The sequence below is a fragment of the Ruegeria sp. AB5 genome (assembly GCF_056542645.1).
Window position 1 is genome coordinate 40619 of the sequence record NZ_JBQGAE010000011.1, and the last position, 15954, is coordinate 56572.

Annotated in this window: 17 protein-coding genes; 9 read left to right on the forward strand and 8 right to left on the reverse strand. The window is 60.5% G+C overall.

The features are described 5' to 3' along the window. Window positions 1-34: 34 nt before the first annotated feature. On the reverse strand, window positions 35-772 hold the full coding sequence (locus ACR0L4_RS16985; protein ID WP_480514301.1) for a phosphodiester glycosidase family protein: 738 nt from the start codon (window positions 770-772) through the stop codon (window positions 35-37). Beyond that, complete coding sequence (rbfA, locus tag ACR0L4_RS16990; RefSeq protein ID WP_142640024.1) at window positions 769-1164, reverse strand: 30S ribosome-binding factor RbfA; 396 nt, start codon at window positions 1162-1164, stop codon at window positions 769-771. The genes ACR0L4_RS16985 and rbfA overlap by 4 nt, the downstream gene beginning before the upstream one ends. 91 nt (window positions 1165-1255) lie before the next feature. Between rbfA and dapB the strand changes: the two genes are divergently transcribed. Next, window positions 1256-2065, forward strand: a complete 810-nt coding sequence (gene dapB / locus ACR0L4_RS16995) for a 4-hydroxy-tetrahydrodipicolinate reductase (RefSeq protein WP_480514302.1) — start codon at window positions 1256-1258, stop codon at window positions 2063-2065. 6 nt (window positions 2066-2071) lie between these two features. Here the strand turns inward: dapB and ACR0L4_RS17000 are convergent, their stop codons facing one another. From ACR0L4_RS17000 to tmpA, 4 genes are all read right to left on the reverse strand, one after another. Further along, the gene (locus ACR0L4_RS17000) at window positions 2072-2923 is read right to left on the reverse strand and encodes a hypothetical protein (RefSeq protein WP_480514303.1); all 852 of its coding nucleotides are present in this window, start codon (window positions 2921-2923) and stop codon (window positions 2072-2074) included. 91 nt (window positions 2924-3014) lie between these two features. Then, entirely contained in the window at window positions 3015-3683 is a 669-nt protein-coding gene (locus tag ACR0L4_RS17005) for an ureidoglycolate lyase (protein ID WP_480514304.1), read from the reverse strand. Next, window positions 3680-4270 carry a (R)-1-hydroxy-2-trimethylaminoethylphosphonate oxygenase gene (gene tmpB, locus ACR0L4_RS17010; protein ID WP_480514305.1) on the reverse strand — a complete coding sequence of 197 codons (591 nt, stop codon included), beginning with the start codon at window positions 4268-4270 and terminating at the stop codon, window positions 3680-3682. Before tmpB ends, ACR0L4_RS17005 begins: the two co-directional genes overlap by 4 nt. Then, window positions 4267-5403 carry a 2-trimethylaminoethylphosphonate dioxygenase gene (gene tmpA / locus ACR0L4_RS17015; RefSeq protein WP_480514306.1) on the reverse strand — a complete coding sequence of 379 codons (1137 nt, stop codon included), beginning with the start codon at window positions 5401-5403 and terminating at the stop codon, window positions 4267-4269. The genes tmpB and tmpA overlap by 4 nt, the downstream gene beginning before the upstream one ends. A 99-nt stretch (window positions 5404-5502) precedes the next feature. Between tmpA and ACR0L4_RS17020 the strand changes: the two genes are divergently transcribed. Further along, window positions 5503-6357, forward strand: coding sequence for a LysR family transcriptional regulator (locus ACR0L4_RS17020; RefSeq protein WP_480514307.1), 855 nt, complete (start codon window positions 5503-5505; stop codon window positions 6355-6357). Between the two features lie 4 nt (window positions 6358-6361). Here the strand turns inward: ACR0L4_RS17020 and ACR0L4_RS17025 are convergent, their stop codons facing one another. Then, window positions 6362-6544 carry a DUF1674 domain-containing protein gene (locus ACR0L4_RS17025; RefSeq protein WP_480514308.1) on the reverse strand — a complete coding sequence of 61 codons (183 nt, stop codon included), beginning with the start codon at window positions 6542-6544 and terminating at the stop codon, window positions 6362-6364. A gap of 89 nt (window positions 6545-6633) precedes the next feature. On the opposite strand from ACR0L4_RS17025, the gene ACR0L4_RS17030 reads away from it, so the two are divergent. The 7 genes from ACR0L4_RS17030 to ACR0L4_RS17060 all read left to right on the forward strand — a co-directional run bounded on the left by ACR0L4_RS17030 (window position 6634) and on the right by ACR0L4_RS17060 (window position 15098). Continuing rightward, on the forward strand, window positions 6634-7890 hold the full coding sequence (locus ACR0L4_RS17030; protein ID WP_480514309.1) for an RsmB/NOP family class I SAM-dependent RNA methyltransferase: 1257 nt from the start codon (window positions 6634-6636) through the stop codon (window positions 7888-7890). Window positions 7891-7980: 90 nt separating this feature from the next. Then, on the forward strand, window positions 7981-9720 hold the full coding sequence (locus ACR0L4_RS17035) for a heparinase II/III family protein (RefSeq protein ID WP_480514310.1): 1740 nt from the start codon (window positions 7981-7983) through the stop codon (window positions 9718-9720). A gap of 22 nt (window positions 9721-9742) precedes the next feature. Further along, complete coding sequence (gene purH / locus ACR0L4_RS17040) at window positions 9743-11332, forward strand: bifunctional phosphoribosylaminoimidazolecarboxamide formyltransferase/IMP cyclohydrolase (protein ID WP_170751433.1); 1590 nt, start codon at window positions 9743-9745, stop codon at window positions 11330-11332. Next, on the forward strand, window positions 11332-11802 hold the full coding sequence (lspA, locus tag ACR0L4_RS17045) for a signal peptidase II (protein WP_480514311.1): 471 nt from the start codon (window positions 11332-11334) through the stop codon (window positions 11800-11802). Before purH ends, lspA begins: the two co-directional genes overlap by 1 nt. Window positions 11803-11852: 50 nt before the next feature. Then, a complete protein-coding gene (locus ACR0L4_RS17050; RefSeq protein WP_480514312.1) occupies window positions 11853-12368 on the forward strand; it encodes a DUF3035 domain-containing protein in 516 nt (171 codons plus the stop codon). A gap of 82 nt (window positions 12369-12450) precedes the next feature. After that, complete coding sequence (locus tag ACR0L4_RS17055; protein WP_480514313.1) at window positions 12451-13791, forward strand: M16 family metallopeptidase; 1341 nt, start codon at window positions 12451-12453, stop codon at window positions 13789-13791. Beyond that, entirely contained in the window at window positions 13788-15098 is a 1311-nt protein-coding gene (locus ACR0L4_RS17060) for a M16 family metallopeptidase (protein WP_480514314.1), read from the forward strand. The genes ACR0L4_RS17055 and ACR0L4_RS17060 overlap by 4 nt, the downstream gene beginning before the upstream one ends. A gap of 22 nt (window positions 15099-15120) precedes the next feature. Here ACR0L4_RS17060 and ACR0L4_RS17065 read toward each other — a convergent pair whose 3' ends face one another. Continuing rightward, window positions 15121-15942 carry an SDR family oxidoreductase gene (locus ACR0L4_RS17065; RefSeq protein ID WP_480514315.1) on the reverse strand — a complete coding sequence of 274 codons (822 nt, stop codon included), beginning with the start codon at window positions 15940-15942 and terminating at the stop codon, window positions 15121-15123. Between the last annotated feature and the right edge of the window lie 12 nt (window positions 15943-15954).

Here is a 15954-nt window from a genome sequence, read left to right on the forward strand (position 1 = left end):
CGCGAGTTAGCGGATCGGTCTGGCCCTGTCAATTTCAGGGCGTGTCTTCGACCACACCAACAATCGGCCCCAGAGAAAAGCCAACATCGGATCGGCTGTTCGCGCGGTCATACATGCGAGAGATATTGCCGTCGAAGAACAGCGCATTCGGCGTTTCCAGCACATCGCGGAACAGGCTTCCGAATTGGTGGAAGGTGACGTAATCCTCGGAAATGGCGAACACCGCGCGGGTGCCATCATCGCTGGTGCCCACGCCATTGCGGACATAAACCGAAGTCGAATCAGGCAGGAACCTTGGGTGCAGCTCTCCGTCGATCACCAGCATTGGGCCGGATTGGCTGGCGAAACGACATTCGGGGGCCTGATCAATGAACGCGAGCGTCTCATACACATCGGCGCGGCCCTCACGGATGCAGAACACGCCATTGGGCAGCAGGCCGAAATTTCCGGGACCGGGGTTCGGGATCACGCGCATCTGCTCTTGCCCGTCCTCGACATAATGACCAACGGGTGAGCGGTCGTCGTGATACATGCCTGCATTCATCGCAAAGGCCAGACGCTTGCCAGCGGGTTCCAGCGCCTCATTCACCGCCGAGAAATGCCCCAGCAGGTCGCCATTCTGATCGTTCAGAAACAGCCGCAGGTCTTCGGCGGCGGCGTCGACCTCGCAAATGGTATAGCGCTTGTCCTCATGGGTCAGCTTTTCACAAGTGACCGCGCCGACCTGCGCCGCCCAAAGGAGAGCGCCCAAAGTGACAAATGCGCGGATCACTCGTCCAGATCGCGGCGCACCGCGTCCTGATCGAACATGCGACGGGTGTCGTCGAGACGGTCGAACGTGTCATCCAGCCGGAACCGCAGATCGGGTGAGAACTTCAGCCCGACCTTCTTGCCGACCATGCGCCGCAGCTCGTGCTTGTTGCGGGCCAGCAGCTCGATCACGTCTTCCTGCCCCTTGCCGCCCAGAGGCAGCACAAAGGCGGTGGCGATTTTCAGATCGGGTGAGGTGCGCACCTCACCCACGGTGATTGACATGCGATTCAGGTCGGGGTCGTGGACATCTCCGCGCGCCAGAACCTCGGACAGGGTGCGGCGGATCAGTTCGCCGACACGCAGCTGTCGTTGGGACGGGCCGGGGCCATCGTGGAATTTGTTCTTAGCCATATCCCCGATCTAAGCGCAAAGCAGGGCTTTGCCAAGCGGGTGCGAACCGGGTAGGAGGCTTTGAGCCAATCAATGCAAAAGGACCAGCGCAATGACCCATATTCCGGGGATCGTCATCACAGGGGCTTCGGGCCGTATGGGGCAGATGCTGATCAAGACCGTGACCGACAGCGATCAGGCGCGTCTGGTCGGCGTGGTTGAACGCACGGGACATGACTGGGTTGGTCAGGATGTGGGTGTCGCCATGGGCGGTGCCGCGCTGGGCGTCACCGTGACCGACGATCCGTTGGAGGCGTTTGCGCAGGCGCAGGCGGTGATTGATTTCACGGCGCCCGAGGCGACGCTGGAATTCGCCGCACTCGCTGCGCAGGCGCGTTGCGTGCATGTGATCGGCACCACGGGTATGAGCGACGAGCAGATTGCCGTGTTGGAACCTGCCTCACGCCACGCCGTGATCGTGCGGGCGGGGAATATGAGCTTGGGCGTGAACCTGCTGGTGCAACTGACCAAAAAGGTCGCCGCCGCGCTGGATGAGGATTTCGACATCGAGATCATCGAAGGGCATCACCACCACAAGGTCGATGCGCCCTCGGGCACGGCGCTGATGCTGGGCGAGGCCGCTGCCGAGGGGCGGGGGGTCGATCTGGCCGAGGTGTCAGACCGGGGCCGCGACGGTATCACCGGTGCGCGCAAGCGGGGTGATATCGGCTTCCACGCCATCCGGGGCGGAGACATCGTGGGCGAGCATGACGTGCTGTTCGCAGCACCCGGCGAGCGCATCGTGCTGCGTCACCTGGCCACCGACCGCGCCATTTTCGCCCGCGGCGCGCTGAAAGCGGCGCTGTGGGGGCAGGGCAAGGCGCCCGGTCAATATGACATGGTGGATGTGTTGGGGCTTTAGGCCCTTCTACCGGAACGCGGCCAGTCCGGGCGGCTCTGCGCCGCTCTGTTCGACCTGTGCGAACAAAGAGCCCAGCCGTTCGTCCCAGGTCGGGAACTGGCCTGTCAGGGCATAGGTCAGCCGTTCAGCTCCAAGCGATATGCCCAAAGGCGCAACCTCACCGCCGATGACGATCTCTCCGATCTCGGTCCAGTTGGCGGACGGAGGATAGGCTGCTGGCGCAGGCTCATCTGTATCGCCAATACGGTAGTAGACACCCATGGTCACGAGGTATTCATCACCAAACGGATCGGGAAAGAAAAACCCCGAGGCATCGCGTGCGGCAAGGGCCTCGGCCTCATCACGCAGATGGACTTTGTCCGCGAAAGACAGGCCCATACCATCCAGCACCGGGCGCATGTCGTTGGCTTGTGGTACGCTGACAAAGGCTATGCGGGAAGACTTTAGTCCGAAGCCACCGACCAAAAGGTCCACCATCAGGCGGATAGCGGTCGGGCCGTCGGCGTCTGCGGGGTGGCAGCCCACCTCATGAAAGAATGGCAAAACATCCGGGCGCGATTTTTCATCTATGTCGGCAACTCTGGCCAAGGGTTGCACGACGAAGGCGTTGGCAGACAGGTTTGATTGATCAAAGTCGTGACGCAAACCGCCGTTGTAGTCGTCAATCCCGGACGCTATCGACAGCGGCTCTGCTTCAGACAAACCACGTTCCGACAAAAGGCTTCTCAGGCGGGTGAGGGTTTCGGTCAGGTCCTGTTCGAAACCCGCGTTCTGATCGGGTGTGGCAAGTGCCACCGGTGGCAACAGTGACCCTGCCGTTGCTAGGGTGCCAAGCTGGACAACTCTACGTCTGTTCAAGCGCATCTCATACCTCGCGTCGCTGACGGATATGGTCTGAGACTATCACAGATGTTTCAGATTGGGGTTAAGGGTTTCTGAAAGAGTGCCTTCAGATATCCCGGATCTTGTCCGCCCGCAGAGGACAGGCGAGGTAGACGCCGAATTCTTTGCCGACATCTGCACTGACCCGCGCATGAACGCGCCCCTGACGGTCGAGAAAGCGCTGGTTGTCTTCGACCGGGAAAATCCCTTCGTGCCAGATGCCGGGGTGGATATAGAGGCCGCGCGAGCCGTCGCACCAGAAGGCCACCACTTTGTCGGGTGACAGGTTGTCTCCGGGCAGGGCGACCGGAACGATGAAGGGCTTGTTGTCCAGCGGCCAGAACATCTGCCCGCCATCCGGGTGGTAATTCATATGCCACAGCAGAACCTGATCCCGAGGCGCCGTCTGCCGTTCGGTTTGCGCGGCCTGAGGATTGGCAGACCAGCCCAGGACATAATGCCCTTTGACTGCTTCGTTCTGACCGTAAAGTACGTCGCCCTGCCAGTCGCACGTGAATATGCCTTCGACCCAACCGCCCTCATCCCCGGTGCCCTCGTCGATGGGGCGCCAGCCTTGTTGTGGCCAGCGCACGATCTCGATTTCGAAGGTTTCAGGGTCTTCGACGAGGCACCCATAGTCTTTGACCGTCTGGTCCGTGGCGCGGATCAAAGGAACCTCATGCCACGGCAGATCGGGTTTGGTGCTGGCCTCGAAGATATAGGCAGGCGCGGTCATGACGTGCCCAAATGCCGGTCGACCATGCGCTGCACCATTGGTGCGAAATGGGCGAAATCAGGTGTTTCCATATCTGCCCGCTTGCCAGCCTCGTCGAGATACCGAACCTGGATGATCTCTCTTAGGTTCGGATTGGCTTCGAATTGCGCTACTTCCCCGGGGCTCATTGGACCGCCCTGCAGTTCCAGCGTATGGACAGAGGCGGCTGACAGGCGGTTGAAATACTCGGGCTTGGTTGCGCAAAGATACCGTTTGGCCGCCACGTGATAGCGACAGCAATCAGTGATGACCGAGGGGAAGAACTGTTCCAAGACTGCGGCGCCTGCGTCCTCGTGATGGCGGTCCTCGGTGTCGTCGGGATGGTAGGTGCCGAACTCGGAAGTAAAGTGGCCGATATCGTGCAGCAAAGCGCCAACGATGATTTCCTCGGGCTGGCCGTTCTGCTCGGCTATGGTCGCACCTTGCAGCATGTGCTGGGCCATGGTGACGGGTTCCCCCAGGTATTCCTCGTCACCGCGACGTTCAAAGATATCGCCGATGAAATCTACGATGTTGTCCCGGTTCAGGGTCGTGAAATCGGGTTTCATTCAGCGGCCTCCGGTTGGGCTGTTTCCATCGCTGCCAGCGTGGACAGCAGGCCATCCTTGTCAGCATAGCACCCCTGCAACCAGCGTGAGCCTGCGCCGGAATAGCCCAGACGCGCATGCAGCACACGTGTGTTGTCGACAATAAAGCTTTCGCCGGGTTCCAGTTTGAATGACACGCCCATGGCCGGATCGTCAATGATTGTACCCAACTGGCGGTAGGCGGCGTAATAGGCCTCCATTTTGTCAAACGGCACGTCCACGAACGGGGCGGATGAGCGGTTGTTGAAACGAATGCCGATCAGTTCGCCGTCTGGGGACAGTTCGATCATCGGGCGGCGCGACCGCAGGCAAACACCGTCCGCACCCCTGTATTCGAACCGGGCCGGGTAGCCCGCCAACAGGGCAAAGCCTTCCGGGTTTTCATCCCGCAATCTCTCGGCGGCGCGGAAGCCGTCGACGACGATCGAATCGCCACCCGCGGCCGAATTTTCCAGACAATACAGGATTTGCAGCGTCGGCACCGGGTCGCGGTAGGGGTTGTCGGTATGGGCCTGCAGGCCAAGTCCGGTATAGGCGAGGTTGGTTGGGTTCACCTCGGTGCGTACTTCGAAATACGGACCATAGTTGGTTTCACGGACATAGCCGAACAGATCGGCGACTTTCAGCAGTGATTCCGGTTCGGTCGGGCCTCCGGTCAGTTTGGCAAAGCCGAACTCGGCCACAGCGGCCAGCCAGTCGCGCTTGGCGGTGGGGTTGGCGTGAACCATGTTCCAATCAGCGCTGGGTGCATCGATACCGCGTGCCCACGTGGTGATGCCGGGGGCGGTGCGGCCAAGTTCGGTCGGTGCAACCCGGTCATAGACATGGTCGGCCAGCCACGCTGCCGGGAAGGTCACGGTCTTGACTTCGGGCTGGAACGTGACGCTGAGATCGCCATTCGCAACCACGGCCGCGCTGACCGAAATGTCAGTGGGAATGTCCCCGATGGTGATCAGACGTTGCCCGTTGCCGGGGGCGCGGGTGTCCGGGTCCAGCGCGTTGTCGCGCAGCCAGATGGCGTGAAAGCGGGCCTGGGCCCCGGTGTCAAACTCAACGGTCACAACCGAGGTGTCATGGGTGGCGGTGCGCAGCATGGGGTGTCTCCTGTTCGGCGCGGGCTTTGGTTGAGCAGATACGTCGTTCGTGGCATTACGACAATTAATCCTTCTTTCGGCTGAGGCTTGGAAATTCTTATGGCTAAGAAAAAGATCGGGTTGCCGCCTCTGGACTGGCTGCGTGTGTTCGAGGCTGCTGGCCGGCTGGGTGGTTTCTCGGCTGCGGCGCGCGAGTTCGGACTGACGCAAGCGGCGGTCAGCCAACGGATCGGCAATCTTGAGGCATGGTTGGGCCGGACGCTTTTTGTGCGCAAGGCCCGCGGAGTATCGCTGACGGTCGAGGGCGAAAGCTATCTGCCGTTGGTGCAGGACAGTTTGCAGGCGTTGGAACGCAACACCGAGGACCTGTTCGGCAAATCCCCACGAGAGCTGCGGGTGGCTGGGCTTTCTTCGAACATACACGCGCTTGTTCTGCCTGCCTTGGGCCGGTTTCAAGAGCTTCGGCCCAAAGTGCGGGTGATGACCGATTCAGTCGCGCGACGGTCGTCGCTGGATGAAGAAAGGACGTGGCTGCAAATTCGCTATGGCCGCGGGGCGTGGCCAGGTCGTGATGCGGCGCTGATCGCACCCGAGGTCCTGGTGCCGATGGCCGCGCCAGGTTTGGACTGGGGCGCATTGCTGATCGATCTGCGCGGAGAGCGACCGGCATGGCGCGACTGGGCACGCAAGACGGAACAGACGGATTTGCCGCCCTCCAGGATCAGTTTTGATTCGATGGAACATGCCATTTCTGCGGCAAGACAAGGTATGGGCGTGGTGCTCGGATCGGTGCCTCTGGCTCATGCGGACCTACAATCGGGGCGATTGCGCAGGCTGGATTTACCTGAATTGCAGACCAAAGACGGCTATTGGCTGACATGGCCCGAGGATCGGGCCAAATCGAAAAAACAGCGCGCCCTGATTGCCGATTTTCTACAGGCCTTAAGGGGCTGAAGGCTTAGAAATCGATCGCGAGGCCCTTTTTCTCCCAATCGCCATAGCGGGCCGGATCGGGGCCATCGCGCCCACCCAGTTCCCTGGGCTGTTCCTTGGCTTCAATTGCCGCCTTCTTGCGGCGCTCTTCCGCCTCGGCAAGCGCGCGCTGGGCGGCGGGGGGCAGGTCTTTGCGCTCGTCACTCATGACTTCGGGTTCCTTTCCGTGCTGGGGCTTGATATACGCCCGCGTCCGCCCTTGGCAATGCAGGCGGAGTTTAAATCAAAGGCGAGTCCATGTCCGAAAACGCAACGGCGGCGCGACGCAGCGCGATCTATCTGCTGGATCAGATTCTGGGCGAGGGGCGGCTTTTGTCCGAATGTCTGGCCGCAGGTGCTTTGGACCGGCTTGGGCCCGAAGACCGCGCACGGGCGCAACGCCTGACGCTGCAAACCCTGCGTGGGCTGGAACGGGCTGATCGTCTTCTGGACAACCACCTGAATCGCACACCCGCATTGACAGTGCACAACGCCTTGCGCCTTGGCGCGGTCGAGCTGTGTTACGGAGAAGCGGCGCATGGCGTGGTCAACTCGATGGTCGAGATTGTGGGACGTTCGCGCAATCATGGCCGTCTCAAGGGGCTGGTGAATGCGGTTTTGCGCAAGGTCGCCACCGAAGGGCCGGCCGCATGGCCCAAGATGCGCGTGCCGCGTCTGCCAGAGTGGCTGCGCGATCCGTTGATCATGGCTTGGGGCGAAGAAGCAGTTGCCGGAATGGAGCAGGCGCATTTCGCCGCGGCTCCGTTGGATTTGACAGTGAAACCGGGGGCAGATGCTCCGGGTGAGGCGTTGCCGACCGGCTCGATGCGCGTGCGGGATGCGGGGCAGGTCTCTGCCCTGCCGGGCTATGACACGGGGGATTGGTGGGTGCAGGATGCCGCGGCGGCGATTCCCGTGCGCGTGTTGTCGCCGAAGGCTGGTGAAAAAGTTTTGGATCTTTGCGCCGCCCCTGGCGGAAAGACGTTGCAACTGGCGGCTGCGGGCGCCGAGGTCACGGCGCTGGACATTTCCCAGACACGATTGGAACGGGTCAGTGAAAACCTGGAACGAACCGGATTGCAGGCGACTGTTGTCGCAGGCGATGCACTGGACCATCAGGGCGCATACGATGCGATCCTTCTGGACGCGCCCTGTTCGGCCACAGGCACGATCCGCCGCCATCCGGATTTGCCATTCGCCAAGGATGGTTCGGAATTCGGGGGTTTGATCGACCTGCAAACGCAGATGCTGGCCCATGCCTGGACGTTGCTGAAACCCGGCGGGCGGCTGATCTACTGCACCTGCTCGCTGCTGCCCGACGAGGGTGAGGTGCAGGTCCAAGAGGCGCTGGACATGTACCCCGACATGACGGTGGACCGGACTGCACTGAGTATCGACGGGATCGAACCGGGTTGGATCAGCGAAGAAGGCGGCCTTCGTCTTCGTCCGGATTATTGGGCGGATCGCGGCGGTATGGACGGGTTCTACATCGCCTGTCTGACCAAATCCGCCTAGGCGCACGCTTTTCGATGACTTGACGTTCAGAGCGGTCTATCGTTGGGTCTCAAGCGCCAACAGAGCGCAAAGGGCAGAGTAACACGCGCAATGTCAGAAACGGACACCATGACCAGCAGGTGGATGCGGTTTCAGAACCGTTTCTACGCGCGTCTCAGCCAGCGGCACAAGGCAGTCACGGGGTTTGTATCCCAGCCAGAACCGCGCACGGTCGGATCCTTTGCCCGGGGCCGTCAGCTGGTCGCCGGCAACCTGCTGTTTGCAGGCTATCTGGTTGAGGCGCAGGACACCGGGTTGTGGGAGGTCACGGCCCCAAGCGTCGGTTTTGACGATGAACGCCACGGCTTTGCCTGGCTGGATGATCTGGCCTCGGTTGGCGACATGCGCGCCCGAAAAAAGGCGCAACGTTGGGTCTGGGGCTGGATCGACACCCATGGGCAGGGCCGTGGACATGGATGGGTGCCTGATCTGACCGGTCGTCGGGTGATGCGCTGGATCAACCACGCCGTCTTTTTGTTGCGCGGGGCCGATGAGACACAAAGCAGGCAGTTCTTCCAGTCTCTTGCGCAGCAAACCTGGTTTCTGTCGAAACGCTGGCACGCCGCCACGCCGGGTCTGCCACGGTTCGAAGCGTTGGCTGGTCTGGTGCAATCCGGTCTGGCCCTGGAAGGCAGTGAAGCAATGGCCGACCCGGCCCTGCGGGCGCTGGCGCGAGAATGCGAACGACAGGTTGATGCGCAGGGTGGTATTCCAACCCGCAACCCCGAAGAACTGCTTGAAGTGTTCACATTGCTCAGCTGGAGTTCTGCCGCGCTGAGCGATGTGGGGCGGGGCACACCGGTCGCACAGGCCGAAGCGATCAAACGGATCGCGCCCACATTGCGCAGTTTGCGCCACGCGGATGGGGCACTTGCCCGGTTTCATGGCGGCGGTCGCGGGGTTGAGGGACGGCTGGAACAAGCGCTGGCGCAAAGCGGGGTCAAACACAAGGCCGCGACCGAGTTGCCCATGGGCTATGCCCGACTGGCTGCGGCGCGGACCACGGCAATTGTGGACGCCAGTTCTCCGCCTGTTGGCGCGGCATCGCTGAATGCACATGCGTCGACATTGGCGTTCGAGTTGACCTCGGGCCGGCGTCCCCTGATCGTGAATTGCGGCTCTGGCGCCAGTTTTGGATTGGATTGGCGACGGGCCGGTCGCGCGACCCCGTCCCATTCCACCTTGTGTCTTGATGGATACTCCAGCGCCCGGCTGGCCAAACCGAACGCGGGCAGCGAGCAGCAGGCGCTGGTGGACGCGCCACGTGATGTGCCGGTCGAATTCGAGGATGCATTCGAAGGCATCCGTTTCATGGCTGGCCATGATGGCTATACCAGAGTCTTTGGCCTGACCCATGCCCGCACGTTCGAGCTGCGATTTGACGGGCGCGAACTGACGGGCGAAGACATCCTTCTGACTGCAACAGACAAAGCCAAGCGGCAGTTCGACAAGGCCCTGGATGCCTCGGGGCTGCAAGGGATCAGCTTCGATGTACGTTTTCACCTGCACCCGGACGTGGATGCGGCGGTGGATTTGGGCGGTGCGGCCGTGTCGATGGCGCTCAAAAGCGGTGAGATCTGGGTTTTCCGTCATGATGGTGTGGGAAAATTGTCCGTCGAGCCAAGCGTTTACCTTGAAAAAGGCCGCTTAAAGCCCCGCGCGACAAAACAGATCGTTCTATCTGGCCGCGCAATGGAGTATGCGACGCGCATCCAGTGGACGTTGAGCAAGGCGCATGACACAGCGTATGCCGTGCGTGACATTCACCGGGACGAGCCAGAATTCGACTGACGCCAAAAGGACCTTTGGACCCATGACCGATCTTCACCCCGTGCGCCGCGCGTTGCTTTCCGTTTCCGACAAGACCGGCCTGATCGAGCTGGGCAAGGCACTGGCCGAACGCGGGGTCGAGTTGCTGTCGACCGGCGGAACTGCAAAAGCGCTGCGCGATGCCGGGCTTGAGGTAAAGGACGTGAGCGAGATCACGGGCTTCCCCGAGATGATGGATGGTCGCGTGAAGACTCTGCACCCGATGGTACATGGCGGTCTGCTGGCGCTACGGGACAATGATACGCACGTGGCTGCGATGAAGGAACACGGCATTGGCGCGATCGACCTGCTGGTGGTGAACCTCTATCCGTTCGAGGCGACTGTCGCCAAAGGCGCGGGCTACGAAGAATGCATCGAAAACATCGACATTGGTGGTCCGGCGATGATCCGCGCGGCGTCCAAGAACCACGCCTTCGTCAATGTGGTCGTGGATGTCGAGGATTACTCGTCGCTTCTGGATCAGCTGGAAGAAAACTACGGCAAGACCTCGTATGGGTTCCGTCAGTGGCTGGCGCAAAAGGCTTACGCTCGAACTGCCGCCTATGACACCGCCGTGTCCAACTGGATGGCGGACACTCTGCAACTCGAGGCGCCAAAACGCCGTGCCTTTGCAGGCGAGCTGAAACAGACCCTGCGCTATGGCGAAAACAGCCATCAGCAGGCGGCGTTCTATACCGACGGTTCGAACCGTCCGGGCGTGGCGACCGCGGTGCAGCATCAGGGCAAGGAACTGAGCTACAACAACATCAACGACACCGACGCGGCATTCGAATTGGTCGCGGAATTTGACCCGGCCCAAGGCGCGGCCTGTGCCATCATCAAACATGCCAACCCCTGTGGTGTAGCCATTGGCGCAACCCTGCTGGATGCCTATAAGTCGGCCTTCGACTGTGACCGCACCTCGGCTTTTGGCGGGATTGTCGCGCTGAACCAGCCTTTGGACGCTGATACTGCGCGGGAAATCACCGGTATCTTCACCGAGGTGGTGATTGCCCCCGGCGCATCGGATGAGGCCAAGGCGATCTTCGCTGCCAAGAAAAACCTCCGCCTGTTGACCACTGAAGACCTGCCGGACGTGACCGCAGGTGGCAAAACCGTGCGTCAAGTTGCTGGCGGCCTGCTGGTGCAGGACAAGGACAACGGCTTTGTTGGCATGGAAGACCTGAGGGTGGTGACCAAGAAAGCCCCGACCGACGAACAGATGCGCGATCTGTTGTTCGCCTGGAAAGTTGCTAAACACGTCAAATCCAATGCCATCGTCTACGTCAGGGATGGCGCGACCGTAGGTGTGGGCGCTGGTCAGATGAGCCGCGTGGATTCGGCCCTGATCGCGGCCAAAAAAGCCGAGCGCATGGCCGACGTTCTGAACCTGCCGCAACCGCTGACCATCGGCTCGGCCGTAGCCTCGGATGCATTCTTTCCCTTCCCCGATGGTCTGATGGAAGCCGCCCAGGCGGGTGCTACCTGTGTCATCCAGCCCGGCGGCTCGATGCGGGACGATGACGTGATCGCGGCTGCGGACGAAGCGGGGCTTGCCATGGTCTTTACCGGCATGCGTCACTTCCGCCACTGATGCACAGTCGTCTTCTGCTTTGGGCCGGGCTGGCCGCGTTCCTGATCGACCAGATCAGCAAGGGTCTGGTCGTTCATGTGATGCGCGTGGCTGAAGGCAATATCGACGTTCTTCCCCCCTTGCTGGTTTTCAAATACGGCGAGAATCGGGGTATCAACTTTGGCCTCTTTCAGGGGAACTCGGAAGCTGCGCGTTGGGTTCTGATCGGGATTTCCATTGCCATTTGCACAGCCGTCGTCATTTGGCTGCGGCGTTCATCCCCTACCAAACTCATGCTGTTGTGCGGTGGTCTGCTCATCGGTGGTGCGCTTGGCAACGTGGTCGACCGTGTGCTGTATGGTTTTGTACTGGACTTCCTGAACATGTCCTGTTGCGGCATCACCAACCCGTTTGTGTTCAACCTGGCCGACGTGTTCATCTTTGCAGGCGCTATCGGACTTGTGCTGTTCGACAGCAAAAAGCCCTCGTGACCTGCCGGGTGAAATGCGATAAAAGCCCCTGAAACTGGCTGGAGACTCTGATGCGGTTGCCGCGTGCCCTACTTGCTTTGACCTGTGCTGCCGCCGTGGCGGGTTGCAATAACCCTGGCCTGCGCGATCTTGACCCTCCGGGAGAGGGACCGGATGAGTTTTCGGTGTTGCCGGTCAAACCGCTGACCCAACCACAGGACTATGCCTTCCTGCCCGCGCCGACCCCGGGTGGTGCAAACCTGACGGACCCCAACCCAAAAGCGGATGCGGTGGTCGCGCTGGGGGGCAATGCAGCGGCATTGAATCCCAACACGGCGATTCCGTCCTCGGATTCGGCCCTAGTGACGGCCTCAAGCCGATACGGCGTGCCAGCCAACACGCGTGAAGTGGTGCAAGCCGATGACGACGCCTTCCGCAAACGCCGGGGCCGTTGGACTGGCCTTCGCCTGTTCCCCGTGGATCGGTATCAACAGGTCTATGAACGGCAGGCGATTGACCCGTTTGCCGAAACCGAAGCCGCGCGCCGCGTCGGAGTTGAAACTCCGTCCTCTCCGCCTAATGAATAATTCTTTAACTTTCCGTCATCTCTCTTGATCCCGGCGGGCGTCACCGTAATTCTAAGGTCAGAAATGAAACGGAGGATGCCTTATGGTTCGGGCTCTGGCGTTATCTGCCGCCCTGATCGCTGCCGGTCCGGTCTTGGCCGAGGACGGGAAAGAAGCGGTCACAACCTTCACGCTGGACAACGGCATGGATGTCGTCGTGGTCGAGGACCATCGCGCGCCCGTGGTGCAGCACATGGTCTGGTACCGCGTTGGATCAGCGGATGAGCCAGCAGGGGTGTCCGGTATTGCCCATTTTCTTGAGCATTTGATGTTCAAGGGCACCGAGACTCTGGCCCCGGGCGAGTTCTCGGCCACTGTCGCGGCCAATGGCGGCAACGATAATGCATTCACGTCATACGACTATACAGCCTATTTCCAGCGGGTCGCTGCGGATCGCCTGGAACTGATGATGCAGATGGAATCGGACCGGATGCGCAATCTTCGTCTGAGCGAAGATGATATAGTCACCGAACGGGGCGTCATTCTGGAAGAACGCAACCAGCGCACCGAGAACAGTCCGCGTGCCCTGTTCGGCGAGCAGATGGGTGCTGCCCAGTATCTCAACCACCGGTATGGCGTTCCCATCATTGGCTGGATGCACGAGATGGAAGAGCTGGATATGGATGATGCCCTGTCCTTCTACCAGACACACTATGCGCCCAACAACGCCATCCTTGTTGTCACGGGCGATGTAGAACCTGAAAAGGTGCGCGCGCTGGCCGATCAGTACTATGGCGTGATCCCTGCCAATCCCGACTTGCCTGAACGGATGCGTTCACAAGAACCACCGCACAATGCCGAGCGTCGCCTGACCTACAAGGACCCACGCGTGGCGCAGCCCTATGTGCAGCGCAGCTATCTGGCCCCGGAACGCGATCCGGGGGAACAGGAAAAGGCAGCCGCTTTGTTTCTGTTGGCGGAACTTCTCGGGGGCGGAACAACTTCCTATCTGAACGAGAAACTGCAGCTCGAAGAGCAGGTTGTCGTCTATGCCGGGGCGTTTTACCGGGGCGTTTCGCTGGATGACACAACCTTTGATCTGCTGGTGGTCCCTGCTGAAGGCGTGTCGTTGCAAGAGGCAGAAGACGCAATGGACACAGCCGTGGCCGCGTTCATTGCCGAGGGCGTGAACCAAAAGGATCTCGACCGGATCAAGATGCAGTTGCGCGCCTCCCAGACCTATGCGCGCGACAATGTGGACGGGATCGGCAACCGCTATGGCCGTGCCCTGACCAGCGGCCTGACCGTTGAGGATGTGCAGGCCTGGCCCGACATTCTGCAGGCCGTGACCGGGGATGAGATCATTGCGGCGGCCCGCGAGGTGTTGCAGCCAGAAACCGCGGTCACTGGCTGGTTGATGAAAGATGATGAGGTGACGCAATGAGACGGATTCTTGCGACTCTGATTGCCTTTGTCTGCGCCTTGCCTGCATGGGCCGAGATTGAAATCAAAGAAGTTACCTCGCCCGGTGGCATCACGGCCTGGCTGGTCGAGGACCACTCGATCCCCTTCACCGCGTTGGAACTGCGCTTTCGCGGCGGTACATCGTTGGACGACCCGGACAAACGCGGTGCGGTCTATCTGATGAGCGGTTTGCTGGAAGAAGGGTCCGGCGACATGGACGCCCGTACCTATGCGCGCGAGCTGGAGTCGCTTGCAGCCTCATTCACCTACAATGCCGGGGATGATACGGTATCGATTTCGGCCCGGTTCCTGACAGAAAATCGCGACGAGGTGATTGATCTTCTGCACACAACCATACACGAACCGCGTTTTGATCAGGATGCGGTGGACCGCGTAAAGGCGCAAATCCTGTCTGGCCTGAGGTCTGATCAGACCGATCCGAATAAAATTGCGGGCCAGAACTTTGCGGCCATGGCCTATGGTGACCACCCTTACGGGTCAAGTTCGAAAGGCACGATTGAAAGCGCCTCGGTCCTGACACGCGATGATATCGTTGACGCATATGAAAGCGTATTTGCCAAGGATCGTCTGTATGTCGGCGCAGTTGGTGACATCACTGCCGAAGAGCTGGGCGTGTTGCTGGACAGGTTGCTGGGTGATTTGCCGGAAGCCGGAAAGCCGATCCCGGACAGAGCCGAAGTTCAGATTGACGGAGGTGTCAGCGTTGTTGAATTTGACACGCCGCAATCCGTTGCCCTGTTCTCGCAGAGGGGGATCGATCGGGACGACCCGGATTTCTTTGCTGCGTTCGTGTTGAACCACATCATTGGCGGGGGCGGGTTCGAAAGCCGTCTGATGCATGAAGTGCGCGAAAAGCGGGGCCTCACCTATGGGGTATATTCCTATCTGGCCCCCAAGGATTTGGCCTCGGTCTATCTGGGTTCGGTGTCTTCGGCCAATGATCGCATAGCCGAAGCAATCGACGTGATCCGGGATGAATGGGCCCGTGCCGCAACTGAAGGCGTGACGCAAAAGGAATTGGACGACGCCAAAACCTATCTGACGGGGGCCTACCCACTGCGCTTTGATGGCAACGGTCGGATTGCCGGGATCATGGTGGGAATGCAGATGGAAGGTCTGCCCATCGACTACATCGCCACCCGAAATGACAAGGTCAACGCGGTGACACTGGACGAGGTCAACCGCGTGGCCTCCGAACTGCTGGACCCGGACGGGCTGCATTTTACCGTGGTGGGCAAGCCCGAAGGGCTAGAGACCACAAATTGACTTGCGCAGGGGTGGGCGGTGCTCACCCCTTTTTTATGCTGCGCAGCATCTGACCCATCATCTGCCCAAACTTGCCCGAGCCGCGCTGATACAGCGCGCCATCTACGGCCAAAACGGTTCCGCTGATATAGCCGGCCATGTCCGAGCTGAGGAACAGACAAGCATTGGCGACATCCTGCGGCTGACCCCAGCGGCCAAGCGGAACGTCCTTGCGAATTTCATCATGGGCACTTTCTGACGGTGCAAGGCGTTTGGCGCCCTCGGTGCCTTCAATGAAACCGGGTACGACCGAGTTTACGCGGATGCCCTCGATGCCCCATTCCATTGACAGGGTCCGGGTGATCTGATCGACGCCTGCCTTGGCGGCGCAAACATGGGATTGGCCTTCGTAGGGCAAGTAGGATTGCGGGGCCGAGATATTGATGATGCTGGCCCCGGGACGTTTGAGATAGGGATAGGCGCCCTTCATCACATGGATCGTGCCCATCAGGTCGATATCGATGACAGTCTTGAACGCATTGACCGACATTTCAGCCGCTAGTGCCGGGAAGTTCCCCGCCGCGCCCGAGACCAGAACGTCGAATTCCCCGAACGCGTCATGGAACTGCTTAAGGCCTGTGGCGACCGCATCCGGATCACGCACATCAAACGCCGCACCAGTTGCGTCGGATGCGCCTGCTGCTTTCAGCGCGGCAACCGTATCGTCAACTTTTTCCTGCGACCGGCTGGCCACGGCCAGTTTGGCACCCGCGGCCGCAAAGGCCTCGGCAATACCACGATTGATCCCGCTGGTGCCCCCGATGACGATGACGGTTTTGCCGGAAAATTGCTTGGTGAAATCCATTGAGGCCTCCCT